General features: G+C 55.7%; 27 protein-coding genes. 12 read left to right on the plus strand and 15 right to left on the minus strand.

The window, feature by feature from the left end; all coding sequences use genetic code 11:
* Positions 1–178 precede the first annotated feature (178 nt).
* Positions 179–865 carry a response regulator gene (locus AC1RKC_RS13650; protein WP_493092646.1) on the minus strand — a complete coding sequence of 229 codons (687 nt, stop codon included), beginning with the start codon at positions 863–865 and terminating at the stop codon, positions 179–181.
* Between the two features lie 11 nt (positions 866–876).
* Entirely contained in the window at positions 877–2475 is a 1599-nt protein-coding gene (locus tag AC1RKC_RS13655) for an ATP-binding protein (RefSeq protein WP_020828308.1), read from the minus strand.
* Positions 2476–2801: 326 nt separating this feature from the next.
* Between AC1RKC_RS13655 and AC1RKC_RS13660 the strand changes: the two genes are divergently transcribed.
* A complete protein-coding gene (locus tag AC1RKC_RS13660; RefSeq protein ID WP_020828307.1) occupies positions 2802–4157 on the plus strand; it encodes a 2-hydroxycarboxylate transporter family protein in 1356 nt (451 codons plus the stop codon).
* Positions 4158–4291: 134 nt separating this feature from the next.
* Entirely contained in the window at positions 4292–5236 is a 945-nt protein-coding gene (locus AC1RKC_RS13665; RefSeq protein ID WP_493092604.1) for an MBL fold metallo-hydrolase, read from the plus strand.
* Between the two features lie 5 nt (positions 5237–5241).
* On the opposite strand, the gene AC1RKC_RS13670 is transcribed toward AC1RKC_RS13665, so the two are convergent.
* The gene (locus tag AC1RKC_RS13670) at positions 5242–6135 is read right to left on the minus strand and encodes a LysR family transcriptional regulator (RefSeq protein WP_493092605.1); all 894 of its coding nucleotides are present in this window, start codon (positions 6133–6135) and stop codon (positions 5242–5244) included.
* Positions 6136–6258: 123 nt separating this feature from the next.
* Between AC1RKC_RS13670 and AC1RKC_RS13675 the strand changes: the two genes are divergently transcribed.
* Positions 6259–6999 (plus strand): SDR family oxidoreductase, encoded by a 741-nt coding sequence (locus AC1RKC_RS13675; RefSeq protein WP_115058164.1) that lies wholly within the window; start codon positions 6259–6261, stop codon positions 6997–6999.
* Positions 7000–7072: 73 nt separating this feature from the next.
* The gene (locus tag AC1RKC_RS13680) at positions 7073–7285 is read left to right on the plus strand and encodes a DUF1289 domain-containing protein (RefSeq protein WP_020828303.1); all 213 of its coding nucleotides are present in this window, start codon (positions 7073–7075) and stop codon (positions 7283–7285) included.
* Between the two features lie 76 nt (positions 7286–7361).
* Here AC1RKC_RS13680 and nrdF read toward each other — a convergent pair whose 3' ends face one another.
* The 5 genes from nrdF to AC1RKC_RS13705 form a co-directional block, all read right to left on the minus strand.
* On the minus strand, positions 7362–8333 hold the full coding sequence (gene nrdF / locus AC1RKC_RS13685; protein WP_020828302.1) for a class 1b ribonucleoside-diphosphate reductase subunit beta: 972 nt from the start codon (positions 8331–8333) through the stop codon (positions 7362–7364).
* 8 nt (positions 8334–8341) lie between these two features.
* A complete protein-coding gene (nrdE, locus tag AC1RKC_RS13690; protein WP_493092606.1) occupies positions 8342–10486 on the minus strand; it encodes a class 1b ribonucleoside-diphosphate reductase subunit alpha in 2145 nt (714 codons plus the stop codon).
* Positions 10468–10872, minus strand: a complete 405-nt coding sequence (gene nrdI, locus AC1RKC_RS13695) for a class Ib ribonucleoside-diphosphate reductase assembly flavoprotein NrdI (protein ID WP_020828300.1) — start codon at positions 10870–10872, stop codon at positions 10468–10470. Before nrdI ends, nrdE begins: the two co-directional genes overlap by 19 nt.
* Before the next feature lie 8 nt (positions 10873–10880).
* Positions 10881–11117 carry a glutaredoxin-like protein NrdH gene (nrdH, locus tag AC1RKC_RS13700; protein ID WP_020828299.1) on the minus strand — a complete coding sequence of 79 codons (237 nt, stop codon included), beginning with the start codon at positions 11115–11117 and terminating at the stop codon, positions 10881–10883.
* 281 nt (positions 11118–11398) lie between these two features.
* Positions 11399–11830, minus strand: a complete 432-nt coding sequence (locus AC1RKC_RS13705) for a carboxymuconolactone decarboxylase family protein (RefSeq protein ID WP_020828298.1) — start codon at positions 11828–11830, stop codon at positions 11399–11401.
* 96 nt (positions 11831–11926) lie between these two features.
* Here AC1RKC_RS13705 and pdxR point away from each other — a divergent pair, with 96 nt between their 5' ends.
* Positions 11927–13360: a MocR-like pyridoxine biosynthesis transcription factor PdxR gene (pdxR, locus tag AC1RKC_RS13710; protein WP_493092607.1), complete on the plus strand. Its 1434-nt coding sequence runs from the start codon at positions 11927–11929 to the stop codon at positions 13358–13360.
* A 66-nt stretch (positions 13361–13426) separates the two neighbouring features.
* Here the strand turns inward: pdxR and AC1RKC_RS13715 are convergent, their stop codons facing one another.
* Positions 13427–13735, minus strand: coding sequence for an ElaB/YgaM/YqjD family protein (locus tag AC1RKC_RS13715; protein WP_020828296.1), 309 nt, complete (start codon positions 13733–13735; stop codon positions 13427–13429).
* 231 nt (positions 13736–13966) lie between these two features.
* Here AC1RKC_RS13715 and asr point away from each other — a divergent pair, with 231 nt between their 5' ends.
* Positions 13967–14443 carry an acid resistance repetitive basic protein Asr gene (asr, locus tag AC1RKC_RS13720; RefSeq protein ID WP_493092608.1) on the plus strand — a complete coding sequence of 159 codons (477 nt, stop codon included), beginning with the start codon at positions 13967–13969 and terminating at the stop codon, positions 14441–14443.
* A gap of 196 nt (positions 14444–14639) precedes the next feature.
* On the opposite strand, the gene AC1RKC_RS13725 is transcribed toward asr, so the two are convergent.
* Together AC1RKC_RS13725 and AC1RKC_RS13730 are read right to left on the minus strand one after the other, a co-directional pair.
* Positions 14640–15020, minus strand: a complete 381-nt coding sequence (locus tag AC1RKC_RS13725; protein WP_048761063.1) for a cytoplasmic protein — start codon at positions 15018–15020, stop codon at positions 14640–14642.
* Positions 15017–16399, minus strand: coding sequence for an MFS transporter (locus AC1RKC_RS13730; protein ID WP_493092609.1), 1383 nt, complete (start codon positions 16397–16399; stop codon positions 15017–15019). The genes AC1RKC_RS13725 and AC1RKC_RS13730 overlap by 4 nt, the downstream gene beginning before the upstream one ends.
* A 106-nt stretch (positions 16400–16505) precedes the next feature.
* Here AC1RKC_RS13730 and AC1RKC_RS13735 point away from each other — a divergent pair, with 106 nt between their 5' ends.
* Positions 16506–17402: a LysR family transcriptional regulator gene (locus tag AC1RKC_RS13735; RefSeq protein WP_116691891.1), complete on the plus strand. Its 897-nt coding sequence runs from the start codon at positions 16506–16508 to the stop codon at positions 17400–17402.
* On the opposite strand, the gene AC1RKC_RS13740 is transcribed toward AC1RKC_RS13735, so the two are convergent.
* Positions 17362–18402 carry an alpha/beta hydrolase family protein gene (locus AC1RKC_RS13740; RefSeq protein ID WP_493092610.1) on the minus strand — a complete coding sequence of 347 codons (1041 nt, stop codon included), beginning with the start codon at positions 18400–18402 and terminating at the stop codon, positions 17362–17364. The two genes, AC1RKC_RS13735 and AC1RKC_RS13740, sit on opposite strands and share 41 nt — an antisense overlap.
* 138 nt (positions 18403–18540) lie before the next feature.
* Between AC1RKC_RS13740 and AC1RKC_RS13745 the strand changes: the two genes are divergently transcribed.
* Positions 18541–19545, plus strand: a complete 1005-nt coding sequence (locus tag AC1RKC_RS13745; RefSeq protein ID WP_493092647.1) for a helix-turn-helix domain-containing protein — start codon at positions 18541–18543, stop codon at positions 19543–19545.
* 267 nt (positions 19546–19812) lie between these two features.
* A complete protein-coding gene (locus AC1RKC_RS13750) occupies positions 19813–20151 on the plus strand; it encodes a DUF2002 family protein (protein ID WP_020828289.1) in 339 nt (112 codons plus the stop codon).
* A gap of 27 nt (positions 20152–20178) precedes the next feature.
* On the opposite strand, the gene AC1RKC_RS13755 is transcribed toward AC1RKC_RS13750, so the two are convergent.
* Entirely contained in the window at positions 20179–20625 is a 447-nt protein-coding gene (locus AC1RKC_RS13755; RefSeq protein ID WP_020828288.1) for a DUF1198 family protein, read from the minus strand.
* Positions 20626–20691: 66 nt separating this feature from the next.
* A complete protein-coding gene (locus tag AC1RKC_RS13760) occupies positions 20692–21030 on the minus strand; it encodes an MbeD/MobD family mobilization/exclusion family protein (RefSeq protein ID WP_020828287.1) in 339 nt (112 codons plus the stop codon).
* A 173-nt stretch (positions 21031–21203) separates the two neighbouring features.
* Between AC1RKC_RS13760 and smrA the strand changes: the two genes are divergently transcribed.
* Complete coding sequence (gene smrA / locus AC1RKC_RS13765) at positions 21204–21776, plus strand: DNA endonuclease SmrA (protein WP_401661864.1); 573 nt, start codon at positions 21204–21206, stop codon at positions 21774–21776.
* Positions 21777–21825: 49 nt separating this feature from the next.
* Here smrA and AC1RKC_RS13770 read toward each other — a convergent pair whose 3' ends face one another.
* Complete coding sequence (locus AC1RKC_RS13770; protein ID WP_020828285.1) at positions 21826–22239, minus strand: DoxX family protein; 414 nt, start codon at positions 22237–22239, stop codon at positions 21826–21828.
* Positions 22240–22357: 118 nt separating this feature from the next.
* Here AC1RKC_RS13770 and AC1RKC_RS13775 point away from each other — a divergent pair, with 118 nt between their 5' ends.
* Positions 22358–22636, plus strand: coding sequence for a GNAT family N-acetyltransferase (locus AC1RKC_RS13775; protein ID WP_020828284.1), 279 nt, complete (start codon positions 22358–22360; stop codon positions 22634–22636).
* A gap of 211 nt (positions 22637–22847) precedes the next feature.
* Entirely contained in the window at positions 22848–23354 is a 507-nt protein-coding gene (locus AC1RKC_RS13780; protein WP_041414871.1) for a DUF1543 domain-containing protein, read from the plus strand.
* The last annotated feature ends 99 nt before the right edge of the window (positions 23355–23453 follow it).

Genomic DNA, 23453 nt, shown 5'->3' on the forward strand with positions numbered 1-23453 from the left:
TCCGCTCGGATTATTGCTGTTATTTGCCTGCCAAAGCCTGTTTTCGGACAATAAAAAACCCGACCAGAGGCCGGGTAAAAGTCATCAGTATTTCATCAATTTTCAACGACAGGTGCCGATATCGAGGGGATATCGCCGAAGTTATATTACCCCTTAAATATGACAGCCAGATGGCAGCTTATGCCTTGCGATACAGACGCCGCGGATGACCAATATTGCCGTACATCATTTCAACGCGCACAAACTGGGTGGCGACGCAGTATTCCAGATAACGTCGGGCCGTGGTTTTGCTGATCCCGACCTGTTCGACCACGTCTTCTACCGCATGCGCAGCTTCCGGTTGCTTGATAAACAGCGCCTGCACCAGCTCCAGCGTGTTGGTTTCTATGCCTTTGGCGGTGGGTTCGCTGGAGAACTGCTTGGATTGCAGGTTATACAGCGCGTCGACGTTGCTTTGGTCGATTACCTTGAAGGTGCGCTGGGTTTGCACAAACTGCATAAAGCGCTCCAGTGAGTTGCGCAGCCGCTTGTAGGAGACCGGTTTAATGATGTAATCGAAGGCGCCATTGCGGATCGCCTGGCTGCAGGTATTCATGTCGCTGGCGGCGGTAATAAAAATCACTGAACAGCCGGGGTTTTTCACCGCCGCTTCTTCCATCAGTTCAATGCCCTGGCCGTCAGGCAAAAAATTGTCCAGCAGGATCAGCCGTGGCTGGTGGGCATTGACTTTGACTCTGGCCTCGGCCAGCGTGGCGGCATAAGCCACCACCCGCAGAGCAAAGTTCTGCTCAATAAATTCCGCGTGCAGCGTCGCCAGCTGTGGCTCATCTTCCACGATCAAAACGTCCAGTGCTTCTGGTTGCATCATTCGGGTGCTCAAGATTGTTTAGGGATAAACAAAGAAAAAATAGCGCCGTGCGGATCGTTGTCCGACACTTCTATGCTGCCGTGCGCCTGCGCCACGTGGCTGGCAACCAGGTGCAGGCCGATGCCGTGGTCACCCTTGTCATCTTTGGTGGTGACGCCCTGTTCGAACAGCGTATCGCGCACCTCAGGGGCAATACCGGTGCCGCGATCGGCCACTTCAATCACCAGTTCATTGCTGCTGTCGCTGATATAAAGTTCTACCGCCTCATAGGGCGCGCCGTAATGCAGCGTAGCGTCTACCGCATTATCCAGCAAATTGCCGATGATCGACATCAATTCGGTTTCATTCAATGCCGCCGGGATCTGCCGCAGCTGGCAGGCCGGGTCGAAGCGAAGCTCCACGCCTTTTTCCTTCGCGCTGGAGTATTTGCCCAGCAGCAGGCCGCATAATGCCGCCGAACTGAAACGCTGTGAGATAAAGTCGAGGATCTCCTGCGCACCTTCAGATTGCGCCTCCACATAACGGATGGCCTCGTCGTAGCGTTGCATATGCAGCAGGCCGGCGAGGGTGGCGGTCCAGTTCAGCTGTTCGTGGCGCATGATGCGCAGGTTGTCAGCATAGCGCTTCACCTGGCTAAGCTGGCTGCTCAGGGTGTTGATGTCGTTTTTGTCGCGGAAGCTGATCACCCAGCCCTGCAGCTCTTCTTCCTGCATGATGCGTACCCGGCTGGCGATAACCCGGACATGGTTGAAGCGACAGACCTCGTCATGGGTATCATGCCCTAACTGTGAGGCGCCGAAGAAATCCGGCTGGGATTGGATCACCTCACCGATTTCTCTGCCCATCAGGGCGGCGGCGGGCTGACGCAGATCCAGCAGTTCGCGGGCCGCGTGGTTAATGGTGATGATCCGCAACTGAGGATCGACGGCAATCACCCCTTCATAGATTGCTTCCAGCAACGCTTTCTGTTGGCGTACCAACAGGGCAATTTCTTTCGGTTCCAGCCAGAACATTTGGCGTTTTAAATTCTTCGATAACAGCCACGAAAATACGAACAGCGCGATTAATAAAAGCACTATCGACCCAAGAATTTGCGTCAGAGTTCTGGAATTTAAATTGTCGATATGTGATTTGAGATAACCCACCGAAACAATGCCGATGACGTTATTATTTTCGTCCAAAATGGGCGCTTTACTGCGCAATGAAATGCCGATGCCGCCTTTGCGAATGGAAATAATGCTTTTGCCTTCGAGAACCTCTTTATTATCGCCGCCGACCATCGGCGTGCCGATACGGTTGGCATATTCAGAGTGATAAAGATGCCGGGTTTGCTTATCGCCGATAACGATATAGCTGGCATCGCTGCTGGCGCGAATTTTCTTCATTAGCGCTGCAATTTTAACCGGGTCTTTTTTTTCCACTGCGGTGATCAGGGAAGGGATCAGGGCAATCTCTCGGGCCTGCACCTGCGCTCGTGCACCGAGGTCGCGGTGCAGTTGCGCATCGAGCTGGTAGTAGGTGTAAGCACCAATAAACGTCAACAGCAGGCAGGAGAAGGCAACCAGGCACAGGAATAGCTTGATTTGAAATGAGAGTTTTATACGCATGACCGGGGTTCGCCCTGATAAATCCTGAAGGCTTACCCTATCATGAGTGGCCGTTAATGTAATATTGCGCCGGATCAACTTGTGATCGCAGCCACGGGATTATTCTTGTCTGGGTGGTTAATGCAGCAGCTGCAATAAAACTGATAATTCTTAAAGTAAAAATAACGTTAACACCATTAAAACCACGGCAAATTTTACATAATCCTAATTAACACCATAGAAACCATAACCACCATTAAAAACCCTTTTTAACTTTGAACAAAATCACAGCAGATAATCCGTGCGTTTCTCTATGATGGCTGAACAAACTAATAAGAGGCCAGATTATGAGCACAACAGATGATTCTTTCCTCGCCGCCAAAGACAAAACCGCTGAAATACCGCTGCGGGAAAAATGGTGGCATATACTGGACAATTACAAAGTAGGAATTATTCCGTTGCCGTTCTTTGTTCTGGCCGGCGTACTTATTTTATTGGATTGCCTGGAAGGGAAATTACCAAGCGATATCGTGGTCATGGTTGCCACATTGGCGTTCTTTGGTTTTGCCTGCGGCGAGTTTGGCAAACGCCTGCCGCTGATCGGCAAAATGGGGGCCGCGGCGATCTGCGCCACCTTTATTCCTTCTGCGTTGGTGCATTACGGCTTGCTGCCGGACGTGGTGGTGGAATCGACCACCAAATTCTATAAATCGACCAATATTCTGTATCTCTACATCTGCTGCATTATCGTTGGCAGCATTATGAGCATGAACCGTCAGGTGCTGATCCAGGGCTTTCTGCGCATTTTCGCGCCGATGCTGTGCGGTGAGATTGTCGGCATGCTGGTAGGAATGGCGGTGGGCATGGCGTTGGGGCTGGAGCCGTTCCAAATCTTCTTCTTCCTGATTTTGCCGATCATGGCCGGTGGCGTCGGTGAAGGCGCGATCCCGCTGTCGATGGGGTATGCGGCGATTCTGCATATGGAGCAGGGGGTAGCCTTGGGGCGCATTCTGCCTATCGTCATGCTTGGCAGCCTGACCGCCATTGTTCTGGCCGGCTTGCTTAACCAACTGGGTAAACGTTACCCGCACCTGACCGGCGAAGGCAGCCTGATGCCGAGCAAGCAGGGCGAAAGCGAGATGAGCGCGGTGGAAAAAATCAGCGGTAAGGTGGATGTCAGCACCATTGCCTGCGGTGCGCTGCTGGCTATCCTGCTGTACATGGTAGGGATGTTGCTGCACCGCATGATTGGCCTGCCGGCACCGGTTGGCATGCTGTTCGCCGCGGTGGCGGTGAAGCTGGCACATGGCGTGTCCCCACGCATTCAGGAAGGTTCGCAGGTGGTCTATAAATTCTTCCGTACTGCGGTCACCTACCCGATTCTGTTCGCCGTCGGCGTAGCGATCACTCCGTGGCAGGAACTGGTTAACGCCTTCACCTTCCAAAATCTGGTGGTGATCGTCAGCACCGTGTCTGCACTGGTGGCGACCGGCTTCTTCGTCGGCAAGAAAATTGGCATGCATCCGATCGATGTGGCGATTGTCTCCTGCTGCCAGAGTGGGCAGGGGGGCACTGGCGATGTTGCCATCCTCACCGCCGGCAACCGTATGTCGCTGATGCCTTTTGCGCAGATAGCTACCCGTATCGGCGGCGCGATCAATGTCTCGCTCTCTTTGCTGGTACTGGCCAAATTCTTCGTATAACTCAAAAAAATCCTTAGTGTTTCTTTGCCTTTCCCCGCCCCCGCGGGGATTTTTTTATTCATTTTTTGCCTCCGGCAGGCGTCATTTCCGCTTTGGGTTAATACTTAGCGCTCAAACGACAACAAGGAGTCACCATGTTCTGGAAACGTTACCTGCTGGGGGCGGCGCTGGCCGTTATGTCGCTGCAAACCCTGGCCGCCGCGCCGCAGGTGAAAACCCCCGCGCCGGGTTTTTATCGCATCATGCTGGGCAGCTATGAAGTCACAGCCTTGTCTGATGGCGTACTCCGCTTGCCGGTTGACAGACTGCTGCTGAACAGTTCGCCAAAGCTGATAGAGACCGCTCTGGCCGAGCACCATCAGGGCCTGCCGGTCGTCACCTCTGTTAATGCTTACCTGATCAATACCGGCAGCAAGCTGATCCTGGTTGATACCGGTGCGGGTTCGCTGCTGGGGGACGGGTTGGGCAAACTGGTCGTAAACCTCAAGGCTGCCGGCTATCAGCCACAGCAGGTGGATGAAATTTACCTGACGCATATGCACCCGGATCATCTCGGCGGTTTGACGCAAAACGGTAAAGCTGCTTTTCCAAATGCAGTGGTGCGTGCCGGGCAGCAGGATGCGGATTTTTGGCTTAGCGAGAGTCGGTTGAAACAGGCGCCGCCGAAGGAGAAAGCCTCGTTCGAGAATGTTATCGCCGCGCTCAAGCCTTATCAGGCCGCCGGACATTTTAAAACGTTCAGTAATGATGGTGAGCTGTCGCCGGGGATCAGTGCGTTTGCCGCCCATGGGCATACGCCAGGCCACAGCATCTATCTGGTGGAAAGCCAGGGTAAAAAATTGCTGCTGCTGGGGGATTTGATCCACGTGGCGGCGGTGCAGTTCACCCATCCACGTGTCGCGATAAGTTTTGATAAAGATGCCAAAGCGGCAGTAGCCCAGCGGCTGCGGGTGTTTGGTGATAGCGCTCAACGCAGTGTGCTGGTGGGCGGACCGCATCTGTCATTCCCCGGGCTGGGTTACCTGAATAAACAGGGGGAAGGTTACGACTGGGTGCCACTGGAATATGGCGCCATGTAAGGCATTTATCGGTTACGGGTGGCGAACACTTTGCTGAACCAGTCGATGAAAACCCGAACCCGCGGTGAAAGTTGGCGGTTGCGCAGGTAGAGCAAGGAGACCGGCATCGGAGTGGAGGGGAATTGCGGCAGCAGGGGCAGCAAGCTGCCGTTGTCCAGGCTGTCGCGCAGGTGATAACGCGGCACCTGAATGATCCCCAGCCCCATGCGCGCCGCAGCAACCAGGCTTTCCGCCGCGCTGACCGACACCGTGCAAGGCAATGTCACCTGCCGCGCCTGGCCGGCCACCTTAAATTCCAGCGGCATCAGGGTGCCGCTGGCCGAGGAACGGAAGCCCACCATGCGGTGGCCTTCAAGTTCGCTGATGGAATGCGGCGTGCCAAAACGTTGCAGGTAGTCCGGGGCGGCGCAGGTAACCTCTTCAAGCTCGCCTAACCGACGCGCCACCATATCGCTGTCTTTCAGTTTGCCGACCCGCACCACGCAGTCGATACCTTCCCGCACCGGATCTACCAGCCGATCGCCCTCGCTCATAAAAAGTTCGATATCCGGATATTGCGTCAAAAAGTCGGGAAGTTCCGGCAGCAAAAAGTGCCGTGCCAACGTGCCGTGCACGTCGATGCGCAGCAGCCCACGCGGTTTGGCACCGGCAAACGCCATCTCGGCATCTTCGATATCCGCCAGAATGGTCAGGCAGCGTTGATAGTAAGCTTCGCCATCCAGGGTTGGACTGACGTGACGGGTGGTGCGTTGCAACAACCGCACCTGCAGCCGAGCTTCCAGTTGCTTGATGGCATCGGTCACCGTCGATCGCGGCAGGTTCAGATCCTGTGCGGCCTGGGTAAAGCTGCGTTGTTCCACCACGCGGGTAAACAAGCGCATGGCATCGATTCTGTCCATGGTTATTGTTCGCTAAATTCGGATAGTGATAACGAAGAGTAGGGGATTATTCGCCAAGGCGAAAGGTGCATGATGTTGTCACGCCGGTAAGTCGCCGGCGCATAGCCGACGAGGATAGAGAGCATGAACACCAAGACTCAGCAAGTTGCCATTGTCACCGGCGCATCGCGCGGTATAGGCGCGGCCATTGCCGAACGCCTGGCTGCCGACGGTTTTACCGTGATCGTCAACTATTCAGGCAATCAGGCATTGGCCGATGAGCTGGTGCGCAAAATTGAACAAAGCGGGGGGCGGGCGCTGAGCGCCAGGGCGGACGTCAGCGACGCCGCCGCCGTTGCCCAGCTGTTTGACCGTGCCGAGCAGGCTTTCGGCGGCGTGGATATCCTGGTGAATAACGCCGGGGTGATTGCGCTGGCTCCGGTCGCAGAAATGAGCGATGCCGATGTCGATCGGCTGATCGACATTAACCTGAAGGGGACCTTCAACACACTGCGAGAGGCGGCGAAACGCCTGCGCGACAACGGGCGCATCATCAACTTTTCATCCAGCGTGGTCGGGCTGCTGCAGCCGAGCTACGGCATGTATGCCGCCAGCAAGGCTGCCGTCGAAGCGCTGACCAGCGTGCTGGCGAAAGAGCTGCGGGGGCGCAATATTACCGTCAACGCTATCGCGCCGGGCCCGACCGCCACCGGGCTGTTCCTGGACGGTAAAACGCCGGAGCTGATCGACCGGCTGGCGAAAATGGCTCCATTGGAGCGTCTGGGTCAGCCGCAGGATATCGCCGCGGCGGTGTCATTCCTGGCCGGTGCAGACGGTGCCTGGATCAACGGCCAAACCCTGCGGGCCAACGGCGGCATTATCTGATTTTACCGGGGCGGTTTCTCTCGCGGCAGGATCGGGTATCCTGTCGCGAGAAATCCACCGGAGGAAGCGCCTTATGGTAGGCCGCAGCAGAAGAAGAAAAACCGGCAGTCAGATTGACGATGGCGTGCGTTCACCCTGCAATAATGTTTGCCAGATCGACACCGAAAACGCGTGGTGCCGGGGCTGTTGGCGCACGTTGGAGGAAATCGCCGCCTGGTCGAGTGCCGATGACGAGGAAAAGCGGGCCATTTGGCAGCGCATCCGACAGCGTACCGGAAATATCTAAACTGTAGGGGCGCGGTAGCCTGCGCCCGTTCAGCGGTTATGGTTTAGAGCGAAGTGATTCGCCCCCGCGATTTCACTCAGAAATCCCAGTCGTCATCTTCAGTGTTGACCGCTTTACCAATCACGTAAGACGAGCCTGAGCCGGAGAAGAAGTCGTGGTTCTCGTCGGCGTTTGGCGACAGCGCCGACAGAATGGCCGGATTGACCTGCGCCATCGACGGCGGGAACAGCGCTTCGTATCCCAGATTCATCAACGCCTTGTTGGCGTTATAGTGCAGGAAGGTTTTCACGTCCTCAGTCCAGCCTACACCGTCGTACAGCTCTTCGGTGTAACGCACCTCGTTATCGTACAAATCCTGCATCAGATCGAAGGCGAAATTTTTCACCTGTTGGCGCCGCGCCGCGTCGACCTTCTCCAATCCTTTTTGGAATTTATAACCGATGTAATAACCGTGCACCGCCTCATCGCGGATGATCAGACGGATCAAATCGGCGGTGTTGGTCAACTTGGCGCGGCTCGACCAGTACATTGGCAGATAAAAGCCCGAATAGAACAGGAACGACTCCAGGAATACGCTGGCGACCTTCTTCATCAGCGGATCGTCGCTGCGGTAGTGGGCCAGAATGATGCTGGCTTTTTTCTGCAGCGCGCGGTTTTCTTCGCTCCAGCGGTAGGCATCGTCGACGTCCGGTGTCTGGCACAGCGTAGAGAAAATTGAGCTGTACGAACGAGCATGCACCGCCTCCATAAAGCTGATGTTGGAGTACACCGCCTCCTCATGCGGCGTAATCGCATCTTCGATCAGCGCCGGCGCGCCCACGGTATTTTGAATGGTGTCCAGCAGCGTCAGGCCGGTGAATACCCGAATGGTCAACTGCTGTTCTTTTGGCGTCAACGTTGCCCACGACGGAATGTCGTTCGACAGCGGCACCTTCTCCGGTAGCCAGAAGTTGGAGGTCAGGCGGTTCCACACCTCCAGATCCTTGTCGTCTTCGATGATGTTCCAGTTGATCGCGCGCACCAACTGCGCCGGTTTAGGGGTATTCATAGATTGCCTCACAGTGCGCAGGACACGCAGCCCTGCACCTCGGTGCCTTCCAACGCCATCTGGCGCAGGCGGATGTAATAGATGGTTTTGATGCCTTTACGCCAGGCATAAATTTGCGCGCGGTTGATGTCGCGGGTGCTGGCGGTATCGCGGAAAAACAGCGTCAGCGACAGCCCCTGATCGACGTGCTGAGTGGCGGCGGCATAGGTATCGATAATTTTTTCCGGCCCTATGTCGTAGGCATCCTGGTAGTACTCCAGGTTGTCGTTGGTCATATAGGGCGTCGGGTAATAGACGCGACCAATTTTTCCCTCTTTGCGGATCTCGATGCGTGACACGATCGGATGGATGCTGGAGGTCGAGTTATTGATGTAGGAGATGGAACCGGTGGGCGGTACCGCCTGCAGGTTCTGGTTGTACAAGCCGTGCATCATCACCGACTGGCGCAGCGCCAGCCACTCTTCGCGGCCAGGGATGGCGATATTGGCGTCGGCGAACAGCGCGCGAACCCGTTCGGTTTGCGGCTGCCATTCCCGTTCGGTGTATTTGCTGAAGTATTCACCTGAAGCATAGGTCGACTCTTCGAAGCCGCCGAATGCGCTACCGCGCTCGATGGCCAACCGGTTAGAGGCGCGAATGGCGTGGTAAGCGACGGTATAGAAATAGATGTTGGTGAAATCAATCCCTTCTTCTGAGCCGTAGAAGATGCGTTCGCGAGCCAGGTAGCCGTGCAGGTTCATCTGGCCGAGGCCAATGGCATGCGAACTGCGGTTGCCTTCGGCAATCGACGGCACCGAGCGAATGTCGCTCATGTCCGCCACCGCCGTCAGCGCACGGATCGCGGTGTCGACCGCTTTGCCAAAGTCGGGGGCATCCATGGTTTTGGCGATGTTGAGCGAACCGAGGTTGCAGGAAATATCCTTGCCTACCTGGTCGTAGCTCAAGTCATCGTGATAGGTGCTGGCGCGGTTAACCTGCAAAATCTCGGAGCACAGGTTGCTCATGTTGATGCGCCCGGCGATCGGGTTTTCACGATTGACCGTATCTTCAAACATCATGTACGGATAACCGGATTCAAACTGGATCTCCGCCAGTACCTGGAAGAATTCACGCGCATTGATGCGTGATTTGCGGATGCGCTTGTCATCCACCATTTCGCGGTACTTCTCGCTGACGCTGATTTCCGAGAACGGCACGCCATACACTTGCTCGACGTCATAGGGCGAGAACAGGTACATCTCTTCGTTATTCTTCGCCAGTTCGAAAGTGATATCCGGGATCACCACCCCCAGCGACAGCGTCTTGATGCGGATTTTCTCGTCGGCATTTTCACGCTTGGTGTCGAGGAAACGCAGAATATCCGGATGATGAGCGTTGAGATAGACCGCACCGGCACCCTGACGCGCGCCCAGTTGGTTGGCGTAAGAGAAGGCATCTTCAAGCATCTTCATGATAGGGATCACCCCTGAAGACTGGTTCTCTATGCGTTTGATCGGGGCACCGACCTCGCGAATATTGGTCAGTAAGAACGCCACGCCGCCGCCGCGTTTTGACAGTTGCAGCGCAGAGTTCACCGCCCGACCGATGGACTCCATATTGTCTTCGATACGTAACAGAAAACAGGACACCAGTTCGCCGCGCTGCTGCTTACCGCAGTTGAGGAAAGTGGGCGTCGCCGGCTGGAAGCGGCCCGAGATCATCTCCTCCACCAAATCTTGTGCCAACGCGGTATCACCTGCCGCCAGCGTTAAGGCGACCATGCACACCCGGTCTTCGTAGCGTTCCAGGTAGCGCTTACCGTCGAAGGTTTTCAGCGTGTAGCTGGTGTAATACTTAAAGGCGCCGAGGAAGGTCTCAAAGCGGAATTTTTTCGCATAGGCCTGTTGGAAAAGCTGTTTGATAAAGGCGAACTCGTACTGCGCCAACACGCTCTGTTCATAATAACCTTCCTCCACCAGATAGCGCAGCTTCTCCTCCAGGTTATGGAAGAACACGGTGTTTTGATTCACGTGCTGCAGGAAGTAGTGCCGCGCTGCTAACCGATCCTTGTCAAACTGGATACGGCCTTCGGCATCATAAAGATTGAGCATCGCGTTGAGCGAATGGTAATCCAGCGCGCTTGCGGCGGGCCGGGTCAGTTCTGTCGTTGCCAAAATGCGGTTACTCCCTGTCGAACGTTTGCAACGTCTTGTGTGGTGCCGAGCAGCTCAAAGCGGTAAAGAAAAGGCACCTGACATTTTTTGGCGATGATGTCGCCGGCAATGCCGTACGCTGCGCCGAAATTGGTATTCCCGGCGGCGATAACGCCGCGCAGGAAAGCGCGATTTTGTGGATCGTTGAGAAAGCGGATCACCTGGATCGGCACGGCTCCTACGGCGCTGCCGCCGCCATAGCTGGGCACGATCAAAATATAGGGTTTATCCATCAGCAGTTTGCTGCGGGCGCCGGCGATAGGGATACGTATCGCCGGCAATCCCAGTTTTTCAACGAACCTGTGGGTGTTCTCCGAACTGCTGGAGAAATAGACCAGCGGGTTCATGGGCAACCTCAGGACGCCAGGGCGTGGGCCAGCGCGCCGATTTTGTCCGGCCGGAAGCCAGACCAGTGATCTTCACCGGCGATAATCACCGGAACTTGCTGATAGCCAAGGGATTTAACATGGTTCAGCGCCTGCTGATCCTGGGTGAGGTCGATCACCTGATAACCAATCCCTTGTTTATCGAATGCGCGATAGGTGGCGTTGCACTGGACACAGTCCGGTTTACTGTAAATAATAATGCTCATGATTCGCATTTACCTTTTAGGCTGAAGGAAAGGCGGACAGGTCAGATAACGGAGCATTGAACGGCGTTTCTGACGGCGTTACCAACCGCTACATGTTCCCTGCGGTTGATGGGTTAAATACTATATGTGGATATTTAATTTATCAACCACGCTATATATGGTGTTTTGGCAGGATTCACGTTGAGGCCGCATCAGGGCTGGAAAAGCAGAGGGAAAAATTTTTTTTGGCGGTTGTTGGCGGGAAACCCCTCTCGGGCGAGAGGGGGATAAGTGCGGTTTCGTCATTGACGCATGCTGATGGCCAGGCGGTTAAAGGCGTTCATGATGCTGATGGCGAAGGTTAAATCGGCAATCTCCGCCTCGCTAAAGTGCGTCTGCAGCGCTTCAAACGCGCTGTCCGGTGCGCCAGTTGCGGCGATCAGGGTCACGGAGTCTGCCCACTCAAGCGCCGCGCGCTCGCGGTCGCTGAACGCATGACTCACGCGCCAGCCCGCCAGTTGGTCCAGCTTGGCGTTGTCAACGCCACTTTCTCTCAGTGCTTTACCATGCATATCCAGGCAGTAGGCACAGCCGTTAATCTGCGATACGCGCATAAACATCAGCTCAATTGTCGCCTTGTCCAGCGCGCCTTTCTCCAGTGCCATCAGGGCGGTCACCATGCCTTTGTAAGGGGCAGGAGAGAGTTCGGAATATTTCAAACGTTGCTTAATCATGGTCAACCTCAGTTAGCGAACAGCAGAATAATGAGGCTACTTTAAAGGCGATATGGACTATGCTATAGAGCCATAAAATGATTATTTAACCAGGCCATGATGCGTCCGTTTCTCTCCTCTTTACGGCTGGATGCTCAGCTCGCAGATCCTTTGTACCGGCAGATTTATCTGCGGATTAAAGACGCCATTGCGCAAGGAAGTCTGCAGGCGGGCAGTCGGCTGCCTTCGGTGCGTGGGCTGGCGAGCGATCTGGGAGTGGCGCGGGCCACGGTGGAAAGCGCTTACGGCCAACTTATCGCCGAAGGTTTTCTGCAAAGCCGGGGACAGGCTGGCACTTATGTTTCGCCGCAGCTGCAGAATCTGCCGGTACGCGCAGCATTGACGACGGAAGTGTTGCCGGCGGTGGCGGCGAATCCATTGCATCCGAGTGGGGCAACGCAGCCTTTTCAATTGGGGCTGCCGGCGCTGGATGCTTTCCCGCGCGCACTATGGCAGCGGATTGTCGGTCGCCAATTGCGTACTGCTCCTTTGGCGGCCATGGCTCATCCGTCAACTCAAGGGTTGCCAGAGTTGCGCGCGGCGATCGTGAATTATTTGCAGCTTTCGCGTGGTATCAATTGTCGACCGGAACAGGTTTTTATTTGTGCCGGCTATCAGGCATTGCTGGATTTGGTGATCGGCACTTTACTCAAGACCGGTGACGAGGTGTGGCTGGAAGACCCTGGCTACCCGGTGACCCTACCGCTATTTCGCGCCGCCGGCATGCAGCCGGTGGCCGTGCCGGTTGATGAGCAGGGGATGAATATCGCCGTCGGTGTTGCCGCTGCACCCCGAGCACGCATGGCGGTGCTGACGCCGACCCACCAGAGTCCCCTGGGCGTCTCGCTTAGCCTGGCGCGGCGCATGGCCTTACTGGAGTGGGCACAGCAGCAGGGGGCATGGATCCTTGAAGACGATTACGACAGCGAGGTTCGTTATCATGGTCGGCCGCTGCCGCCGTTGAAAAGTCTCGATCGTCAGGGCAGGGTGCTGTACGCCGGGACTTTCAGTAAAACCTTGTTTCCGGCACTGCGTATGGCTTATTTGGTCGTGCCGCTTGAACAGGTGGACGCTTTTGGACGCAGCAGCCGGTTACGCGGTTGCGGCTGCCCGCCACTGATGCAGGCTAGCGTGGCTGATTTTATCCATCAGGGGCATTTCTATCGCCATCTGAAACGTATGCGGCCTCTCTATCGCCAGCGCCGTGAATGGCTGGCGCAGGCGCTTGCACGACAGCTGGGGGAGTATTTGACGGTATCGTCGCAGGCCGGGGGCATTCAATTACTGGCACGATTGACGGCAAAAGGCTTGGATCGGAGGATCGCGCAAGAGGCCTGGCAACGCGGGTTGTCGATACAGGCACTTTCGGATTGGCACATAGCCAGTGCGGCGGGAGATGGCCTGCTGATGGGGTTTGCCAACTTTACCCAGCAGAGCGAGGCTGAGCGGGCAGTGGCCAGGCTAGCCGAGTTGTTTGACGCCACAAATTAAACGGCCCGCGGTTTCCCACGGGCCAGACGCACATCTGTTGTTTTATCTTTATGACTGCAAGGGGTGTTAACGCCGGGCCAGCAGAACGCCGAGGACGATGCCAACCGCGGCCCCGATCCCTACGCCCTGCCAAGGTTTGTCGCGCACGTAGCTGTCGGCTTGTTCGACGGCATCGCGGGCGTGCTGTGTCAGATTGCTGGAACCATTGAAGCGAGCACGGGCGTCGCGTAACACGCCTTTGGCTTTGCTGTGCAGCTCTTTCAGTTCCTCTTTGGTTTTGTCACCGGATGCACGTAGCACCTCATCCAATGTATCAGCCAAAAGAGTGACGTCCTGATCAATGTCGCGTTCTACTTTTTCTGATTTCTTAAACATTCGACTCTCCGTTTTTGACACATGTCTCTTAAGTGTAGACCATTTCTCAAAATGTGCCGGCGATCACGGTAAAATACCTGGTGGGATAACGTCACCGGCGATGCCTGTCTGTGTTGTACATTTGGTTACTCGGCGAAACCAATCACTCACGGAAGCGGCTCATCGATTCCTCTAGTATCTGCTTCAACGGCCCAACGGGGCTTACTGAAAAAACACTCTGAGGAATTAAAGATGAAAAAAGTATTAGCCCTGATCGTTGCTGCCACCATGGGTCTGTCTTCTGTTGCTTTCGCTGCTGATACTGCTGCAGCTCCGGCAACGGCTGCTCCGGCTGCAACCACCCCTACCGCTGCGCCAGCTGCTGCTGAGAAGGTTCCTGCTAAAGCCACTCATCATAAGAAAGCGCACCACAAAGCGGCCAAGAAAGCCCCAGCTCAGAAAGCCCAGGCGGCTAAAAAGCACCACAAAGCCACCAAGAAAGCCCCAGCTCAAAAAGCTCAGGCCGCTAAAAAGCACCAAAAAGTAAGCAAAAAAGCCCCAGCACAGAAAGCTCAGGCTGCTAAAACTCACCACAAAGTAAGCAAAAAAGCGCCAGCTCAAAAAGCCCAGGCTGCTAAAAAACACCACAAAAAAGCGCCAGTGCAGAAAGCTCAGGCCGCTAAAAAACACCACAAAGCCACCAAAAAAGCAGCAACTCCAGCCGCTTAATTGAGTGAGGAATGCGGTGCCTGAGGGGGCCGCATCATCCCGACGTTATTGAGACACCCGGCTTGGCCGGGTGTCTTCTTTTGAGGGCTAGCTCATGATGATCAATCGCTATCTGTTCGAAGTGATTTTCAGCGCCGTCACCCTGTGTGGGCTGATCGTGGCCTGGGAACTGTTTCTGGCCGACGGTTTTCTCTGATTACTGCGCGATGGGCGTTTCATGCAGGTGTCGCCAGCCCAGCCCGGTTTCGGTTTGTTCAAACACCACGGTGGAGTTGCGCAGCGTCGCCGCCTGTCCAGGCAGCCTCTGTTTCTCGCGATAGCTGACCACAGCCCCCGTCGGCCATTCGGCCACCAACGTCATCTCTTCTATGCTGATTGCCAACCCCGGTTTGGCGGCCCGATGCGCACGGAAAAAAGCGCTCAGTGCGGCAAAATCCAGTCGGCTGCCGTTCAGCGCGATCATGCTGAAGGCGGGATCAAAACGTGCCAACAGCCCCTGTTCATCTCCGGCCCCTTTTTCCAGCCAGTTTTCAATGGCGACGTGTGCGTCGATCACTTCGGTAAAATATTGGTTCATTGGTGTTCCTGTTGAGTATTGAGACGGCGCACTATGGCGCGGTTTGCGATGCGCAGGCACAGCAGCATGGGGATCAGCGTGCTGGCGGCGGCCAGGTAAAAACAACTTTTGTAGGCGACGGTGGGGGTAAAATGTTCCAGCAGCAGGTTGAGTAACAAGCTGAGCAGGGCGACACCCAGGCAGAAGCTGAGCTGTCGGTTGATATTCCACAGCGCACTGGCGTCGGCCAATTGCTCATCGGCAATATGCAAAAATGCGCTGCTCTGCGCGGTGCTGCTGCACAGGCTGCCGCCAAAGCCCATCAGGGCGAAGGCCGCAACCTGCAATCCGTAATTCCCTGCGTGCGCAATCTGCGACAGCGCCAAAATGCCCAACCCTTGCAGCAGACAGCCGAAGATAAACAGCGGTTTCGGGCCAAAATGGTTAAATTTTCTGCCGGTCAACGTGATGGCCAGGAACGAGGCCAGCGACCAGGGCAGCATCAGGCTACCGACCTGCGCGGCACGCATGCCCAACTGATTTTGCAAATACAGCATGGCGATCAGGCTGACGCCGATAAACAGGCCGGGGATGCACTGATAAATCATCATCGACGTGCGCAACAGCGGATCCTGAACCAGGCGCAGATTCAGCAAAGGGTGGGTAATGCGCAGGCTACGGCGCAGGAAATAGGTCAAGGCGATCGCTCCTGCGGCCAGCAGTAACGCGCCTTGCGCAAGGCCCCCGCTTTCCCCCAGTCGGGTGAGGCCCAGTAAGATCAGCGTCAGGGCCGTACAGGCGCTAAGCAACCCCTTGATCTCGAGCGGTCGCCGTTGCGGATTGGGTGCCTGAGGGCGTAGCCAGAGTGCGGCCAACAGCAGCGCCAGCGCGGCGAGCGGCAGGTTGGCAAAGAACACCCAGCGCCAGTCGAGCCGGTCGACAATAAGCCCCCCCAATGCCGGTGACAGTGCCGGGGCCAGCAGGCCTACCAGCATAATGGCGGCGGAAAGCCCCGCGCGCTCATGGCTACGGTACAGTTGGTAGGTCAGCGTTTGGCCGATCGGGATCAGCAACCCGCCGCCCATGCCCTGCAGCACTCTCCAGCCAACCAGTTCGCCGATGGAATCGGCATAGCCCGCCGCCGCCGTTGCCAGCATAAACAAGGTTAACGACAGCAAAAACACCCGCCGTCCGCCAATGCGCTGCGCTAACCAGGCGCTGAGCGGGATCACCAGCGTCAGGCCGAGAATGTAGCCGTTACTGACCCAGGCCAATTCACCGACCGAAGCCTGCAGCGCATGGCCGATTGAGGGGTAAGCGACGTTGGCGATAAACATGTTGATCAGATCGACAAAAAATCCGAGCAGGTAGACGATTGCGACTTTGATGCGATAGGGCATGGTGCCTCCGGTTGAAGGCCAGCAGTGTAACGGGCGGGAAAGTGCGGATAAATCGGCTACGAGCGATTACACTGTCAAAATTATTTTGACAATAAGGGGCGACAACATGCTTAACCTGCAGCGTTTGGCTATATTCGTGGCCGTGGTGGACGCCGGCAGTTTCACCGCAGCTGCGGTGGCGTTGGGACAAACCAAGGCGGTGGTCAGCTTCAATGTCAAACAGCTGGAGAGCGAACTGGGGGTGTCGCTGCTGGTGCGCAGCACCCGACGGCTGGCACTGACCGACGCCGGCGAACGTTTTTATCAACGTTGTCTGCGGTTGTTGCAGGATGCGGAAAACCTCTTGGATGACGTACGTCGGGATCACCATGGACTGAGCGGCGTATTGCGCATCACGACTACGCCGGAATATGGCGCTCAGGTGGTGGTACCGGCGTTGGCGGCGTTTTCCCAATTGCATCCGCGCCTGCGCATTCAGCACGTTTCCTCTTCCTATCATGCCGATTTGATTTCAGAGCGTTTCGACGTGGCCATCCGGCTGGGGCAACTGGCGGATTCCAGCCTGCGGGCGGCACTGCTTGACAGCTTTGCTATTGTGCCGGTCGCCTCGCCGGCCTACCTGGCCCGCCATCCCATTGCGTCTCTGGCCCAACTGGCACAGGCACAGTGGATTGCTCACAGTCGCCTCAGCTCGCCGCTGAGTTGGCAGGTCATTACCCCTGAGCGCCAGGCGGTGCTGTTCAAAGTGGAAGATGCCGCCACGTTGATGGGCGACAGTGCCGCGGCGCTGTTGGCGTTTGCTTTGCACGGTGCCGGGGTGGCGCTGTTGCCCGAATGGCTGGTGCGGCCTGCCCTCGCCGAGGGCAAGCTGTGTCCGCTACTCACGGACCATCAGTTTCCTGCGCAGAGTATTTATGCGCTATACCCCAACACCCGCCACGTACCGGAAAAGGTGAGGGCGTTTATCGATTTCCTGCGGGCGCGGGTAGCCACGGATGAATAAATGCCATGATGGCGGCCAGCGTTTGCCGGTGTACGGCTTCGCGTTGTTCGCTGGAAGAGGCGCAAAGCACCGCCCCATCATCTTCTTCACTCGCCAGGATTTGCCGGCCTTTGGGCTGACAAACCGGCAGGAAATCGAAATGATTGCCGCTGGATAGCCTCAGTGCATGAATAGGTTGCTTTCCGTGATCCGCCGCCAGCGTGGCACCGCCAAGCCCGGGTTCCTGGCCGTCGGGCAAAAAGTGCTGTGGCTCGACGATCAGTAACGGTGCGCTGAGCCGACGCAGGCTGGTCGGCAGCAGGTAGGGCACCATGCCGGGATCTAGAGCCACCGCAAAGCGAATGCGCGGGTCGGTGTAGTCGGCGTTAAATGCCCTGGCGGAAAGCTTCGTCAGTGCGACGTTGGCTTGTGTATAAAACTGACAGTTTGGGGACTGCGGTGCTTGTCGGCAGCCATCGATGAAATCGCTCAGCCGGACTTTACCGCCGATAGCTGCAATGGTGCTGTAACCGCCCTTGGAGTGGCCGATAACGCCAATCGCCTGAGGGTTGAGCATCGGCTTCCAGCGAGGGTCGGTGGTGACGGCGCTAATCAAGGCGGAAATATCGCTGGTTTGTAACCACAGCTCGGCAGATAAAGCCGGAACCGAGTTACCGGTAGTGCTGCCTGGGTGGTTGGCCGCCACCACGATCGCGCCTTGTTGGGTCAGCGCTGCCGCCAGCCAGGCCTGGCTGGCGTTATTGCCGCCGCTGCCGTGGCTGATTACGATCAGCGGAAAATGCCCACTTGCTGCCGGCGCGTCCGGTTGACTCTCAATGCCGGTAAAGACCCGGTTTGCACCGATGAGCTGCGGTTTAGCCGTTTCGGTGGTGGGGTAGTAAATTCGGCTGACTAACGAACGCGAGCCGGCCTGAACGGTTTCATCGTGGGTGGCGACCTGATAGGGGGACGCGCTCGTAGTACCGCACCACAGCATCAATAACAACAAGGTTCTTTTCATTTTCACTCCTCAAGGTATCGAGATTGAGAGGGTGGCATTGGCGGTGCCATCCGGCGACCTCGATCGCGATCCGGGTCGTTAAATGATTGTTTTAACAGTACACTGTTGATTCCGTGTGCAAACGACAAGACCTTGATGATGCCGCTTATTCCTCTCACATTTCTGTTCGGTCTGCTGTGCCTGGGGCTGCTGTATCGCCTCGGTCGTCCAACGGCGCGGCGCTGGGTCTTTCAGCTATTGTTGTTGCTGTGCGCGTGGCAAAGCCTGCTGGTGGGTATCCGTTATGGCTACGGCATAACGCAATTCAATGGGCTGCAACCGTTCGGCGCGATGGCGATCCCTTCACTGGCTTATGTCGCGTTTTTGGTGAGCACCCAGGGCCGTTTGCGGCGGCGCGAACTGTGGCATCTGATGCCGCTGTGCCTGACGCTGTTGGCCAGCCTGACGGCGCCCTTTTTGCTGGATGCCATGATTGTCGGGGGTTATCTGGGGTATGGAGCCGCATTGCTGTATGCGTTGCGGCGCGGTGAAAACGCTTTGCCGCAGGTGGCGCTGGCGGAAAGTTGGCTGAGCTATCGACTGTGGCGCGGTTTGGGGGGCTTGCTGATCATGGTGGCGGTAGCCGAAGGGGTGATTGCGCTCGACTTTTCCCTGTTTGACGGGCGGCACGCCGGTTGGCTGGCAACGATCGATAATCTGTTGGTGGCGTTGAGCCTATGCTTGGTGCTGTCGCGCAGCCGACCTGCGGAAAGCCCGGTTGAGGTCATATCGGAAACGGCGGATAGCGGGGGGGAAGATGAGGATCAACTGGCCGAGTGGTTTGAGCGGGTGCAACAACGGCTGCGGCAAGATGACTTCTACCTGGAGCCTGAGCTGAACCTGGCCCGGCTGGCGCGCAAGGTGGGCTTGCCGGCGCGACGGGTTTCGCAGGCTATCAATCGGCATACGGGAATGAATGTGTCGCAATATGTGAATCAACTGCGTATTCGTCAGGCGGCGCAGTGGTTGCTCACCGGTGATGAGCCGGTGACTGATATTATGCAAAAGGCCGGATTCACTACCAAATCGAATTTTAACCGCGAATTCTTGCGCATTCAGGGTGTGAGCCCAAGTGAATGGCGCAGGCAACAACAGCGGCTTTAAATAATACTTTGTTATCCCTTGCCGGGTTTGGATCGGAGCTATGCTAAATGCTGTTGATGAGCCGTACGGGCGTGCCGTAGATCTCTTAATTTTACGGTACTGAGGGTGTTTCCGGGCGTGATGTTGACGCTGCGCCTGCTGTTGCAAAAACGGCAAAATACCTAGTTAAGGAATATTCCTAAACCCACATCCATACCGAAAAATTTATTGTTTCATCTCATGATTACGGTAAGGTCGCTCAGCGGTCCAGAACGAGAGGAGAAATCGATGTATTTACGGCCGGATGAAGTGGCTAGAGTGTTGGAGAATACGGGGTTTGAGCGTGATTATGTCACCGATCAAGCCTATGGTTACCGCAAGGGTGAGCACTACGTGTATGTGAATCGTGAAGCGCGGATGGGCAGAACCGCGTTGGTGATCCACCCGGCGCTGAAAGAGAAAAGCGTGCATTTCGCCACGCCGACCTCGCCGATACGCACCAGCGATCAGTACCTTGAGTTTCCCCTGGATTTAAGCAGCGATACCCCGAGTGCGCGTTATGGCATTCCCCACGGTTTCAGCTCGCGTGACGCGCTTTCGCGCTATATCTACAGCATGTTTCTGTAATGCCTCCCCCGCCTGCGGGGGACATCTTCACCAATTGGCAATGGCTTCCTGGTTAAAACGCTCGTTGTAGGCGCGGCGGAACTGTGCCAGCTCGAAAGCATCGATATCCAGATCGGCAAAATAAAACAGCGCGGCTTCGGTGTGCTCGGCATGTAACTCTGGCGACAGACCGGCACGCAGCAGGGTTTCCCGCCACAGGGCAATCTGGTGGTCGTCTGCCTGTTTGATAAAGGTCAGATAGATAAACAGCAAATAGGCCGCCTGGTGCATCTCTTCGGTGTAACCGTTGTTCAGCATGCGGATAAAGGTCTGGCTGTTGCGGCTCCCCATCTCCTGAATCATCGATTCAATCAGCATAGGTTTCACTTTCAACAGGTGGGCCAGAGAGTCAATGGCTTTGCGGGTATCGGAAGTCAGAATGCGGTAACCAATAATAAATACAACGATCAGGGCAGCGATGATGATCCAGGTCATTTATGATTTATTACACTCTCGGAACGCCAGTATTTGGCAGGAGGCGCTGCAGGACAGCGCCCGGTGTCAACGCTGTTCGCCGCTGAAATTGTCGGCTGCCCGCTGCTGATTGCGCAGGTGGTGGTTGAAGCTGGCGGCATCTTTGGCCAGTGCGTCCAGATGGGCGCCCAGCATTTTAATTTGCTTCACCAATGCGTGCTGCTCCGGCACTGAACTGGCGGTGCTCAGCTTGCGTACCAACTGTTCGTTCTGCATACGCAGTGCGACTTCGCGCTGTTTAGCCTCTTCCAGCAACTGCTGCAGGGCCTGATAGCTGTGCTGCCATTCACGGTGCTGCTTTTCGAAGCTGGCCTGCAACTCACTCATGGCATTTTGAAACTGGGTTTCCAGCTCGCGCATTTTCATGGGATCGATCCTTTGCGGCACTCAATAATGGTTTTGCAGTATAACGAAAACTGCACAGAACCTCACCCGTTGACGACGATTGCGGAAAATTCCCGGCTTGCAACCGGAGCTGTGGGTCTTACAATCAGGCTTATTCCGGCATGAAAGGCTTAGTGTCCAAGAGTGGCTTTGAGATGAGCAACCAAGACAAAGATTTTTTTGAACAGGCGATGGCGGATGTCATTCCGTTATCCCGTGGTCCCGAGACGTTGTACTTGAAGCCGCAGGAGACCATGGATAAGCGCGCGCGCCGTGAAGCGCAGGCGCTGCAGCAGGAAAACTTTCTCAGTACCGGCTTTCTCGAACTGATCCCCTGTGAGCAACCGTTGGAATATAAAGGCGAGGGCATTCAACAGGGCGTGCTCGACAAGCTGAGCCATGGCCGCTACCCGCCACAGGCCAGTCTGAACCTGTTGAAACAGCCGGTGGAGGCCTGTCGGCAAGCTCTGTTCCGTTTTATTGTGCAGGCGGAAAAGCAAAGTCTGCGTTCGCTGCTGATCGTTCACGGCCGTGGGCGAGATGATGAAAGCCACGCCAACGTGATCCGCAGCTATGTCGCCAAGTGGCTGACCCAGTTTGAGCAGGTGCAGGCTTTTTGTCGGGCGTTGCCGCGCGATGGCGGTGAAGGTGCCTGTTACGTGACGTTGCGCAAATCTGCACAGGCGAAAGCCGATAACTTCGAACGTCACGCCAAACGTAGTCGATAAACGGGGCAACAGAAGGCCAGCCGGTAGCGGGGCCACCGGCTGGTGGGGGTTATTTATTGAAGAATTTATAATCCAGCGAATAACGTCCGGCGCCGGTGACCGCCAGCAGCAACAGCCCGCCAATAATGCTGATGTTTTTGAAGAAGTTTATTTCATTGCCCATCATTTCCATGCCGGTCATTTTCCAGAATGGGTGGCCGATAAACGCGGTGCCGAGTACGTAAAGGGCAAAAATAACCGCGATAGGGCGGGTAAATAACCCAAGAATAAGCGCAATGCCGAAAAAGAACTCCACCACCACGGCGATAATCGCCGCTAAATAAGGCATGGGCGTACCATACCCTTCCATTGCCGTGACGGTTGCACCAAAGCCAACCAGCTTCATCCAGCCAAATATGATAAACAGGATCATCAACAATATTCGGGATAGCAGAATAACGCCGTCTTTTGAGCTTTCACCCATTTTGAACTCCTCAGCCACTGTCACAATTATGTTGTGTTACTGATTAAAGAGTAGACTAATATTGGCTTTGTTGTAGCGACAACCGAGAGTTACGCACTTTTTTATAGGAATAAATTCTATGGATCTTAAATTTTTGGAAGATGAAAAGCGTTTCTATATAAACGATCAGCAGGGGAAGATGATTGCCGAGATATCTTTTGTGCCCAGCGGCGACAAATTAACCATCATTGATCACACCTGGGTTGACGAAGTGCTAAAAGGCCAGGGGGTAGGTAAAAAGTTGGTGGCGCTGGTGGTTGCCAAAATGCGCGCGGAAAACCGCAAAATCATTCCGTTATGCCCGTTCGCCAAACACGAATTCGACACCACGCCAGAATATCAGGATATACGCGCCTGAAACCTAGCGGGGCGTAACCACGTCCCGCTGCTCAGCACATGCCAAAGTTGCTACCACTGCGTTGGCCGGAACCTGCGGTCTTTGCGCGTAACCCATGCTGATAAGCTTTTCCCCCAATAGCGAACTCGCTCTTTGTGGCAGCGCTGGTTGCATAATAATCGCTATATAATATATTACATAACGATTATTAAAACAGAGGGATAGCAATCTAATGCCGGGATTATTGATGTTCTATGTGGGCGGCACCGCACCGGGTGCCAATATCGAATTGCACGACGTACAATTCGTTGCAGCGGAGCGGCCAGAACAGGCTTATCCCTTGCTGCGCGAGAAATGGTTTGGCGATAAGAACAAGGTGCATGTTGATGGCTATTCGCGTATTGAATGGGCGGATGGCTATGACGTGGCGCTGAAGGCAGAGCCGTTCGTCGGGCCGGAGAAGCTGTTCTTCGTTAACGTGGGCGGTTACCGCAGTGACGAGTTGGCTGAGCTGCACGAGTTTGGCCTGTTTGTCGCGCACAGTGCGGATGAAGCCAAAGAAAAAGCCAAGCAGACGCTACTGACCGGCAGCTTCAAGCAGCATAAGGATGATCTGGCAGAGGTGGATGATTGCCTGCTGTTGCAGTCACTGCAGGGTTACCATGTTCATTTGCAGGCCAATGCGCAGGGTAAAGCGGCGCAACCGCTGTGGCAGGGCTATTTGCCGATCGGCGAGTAGAACGTGATAGCGGCGCCGATGCCTGCAACCGCGGCCTAAGCCATTGGGGGGAGGCAGCCTCCCCAATATTGGATGTGTTCAGGATTTATTGCGGAAAAA

Source organism: Serratia sp. GW822-FHT06E05 (assembly GCF_058799445.1).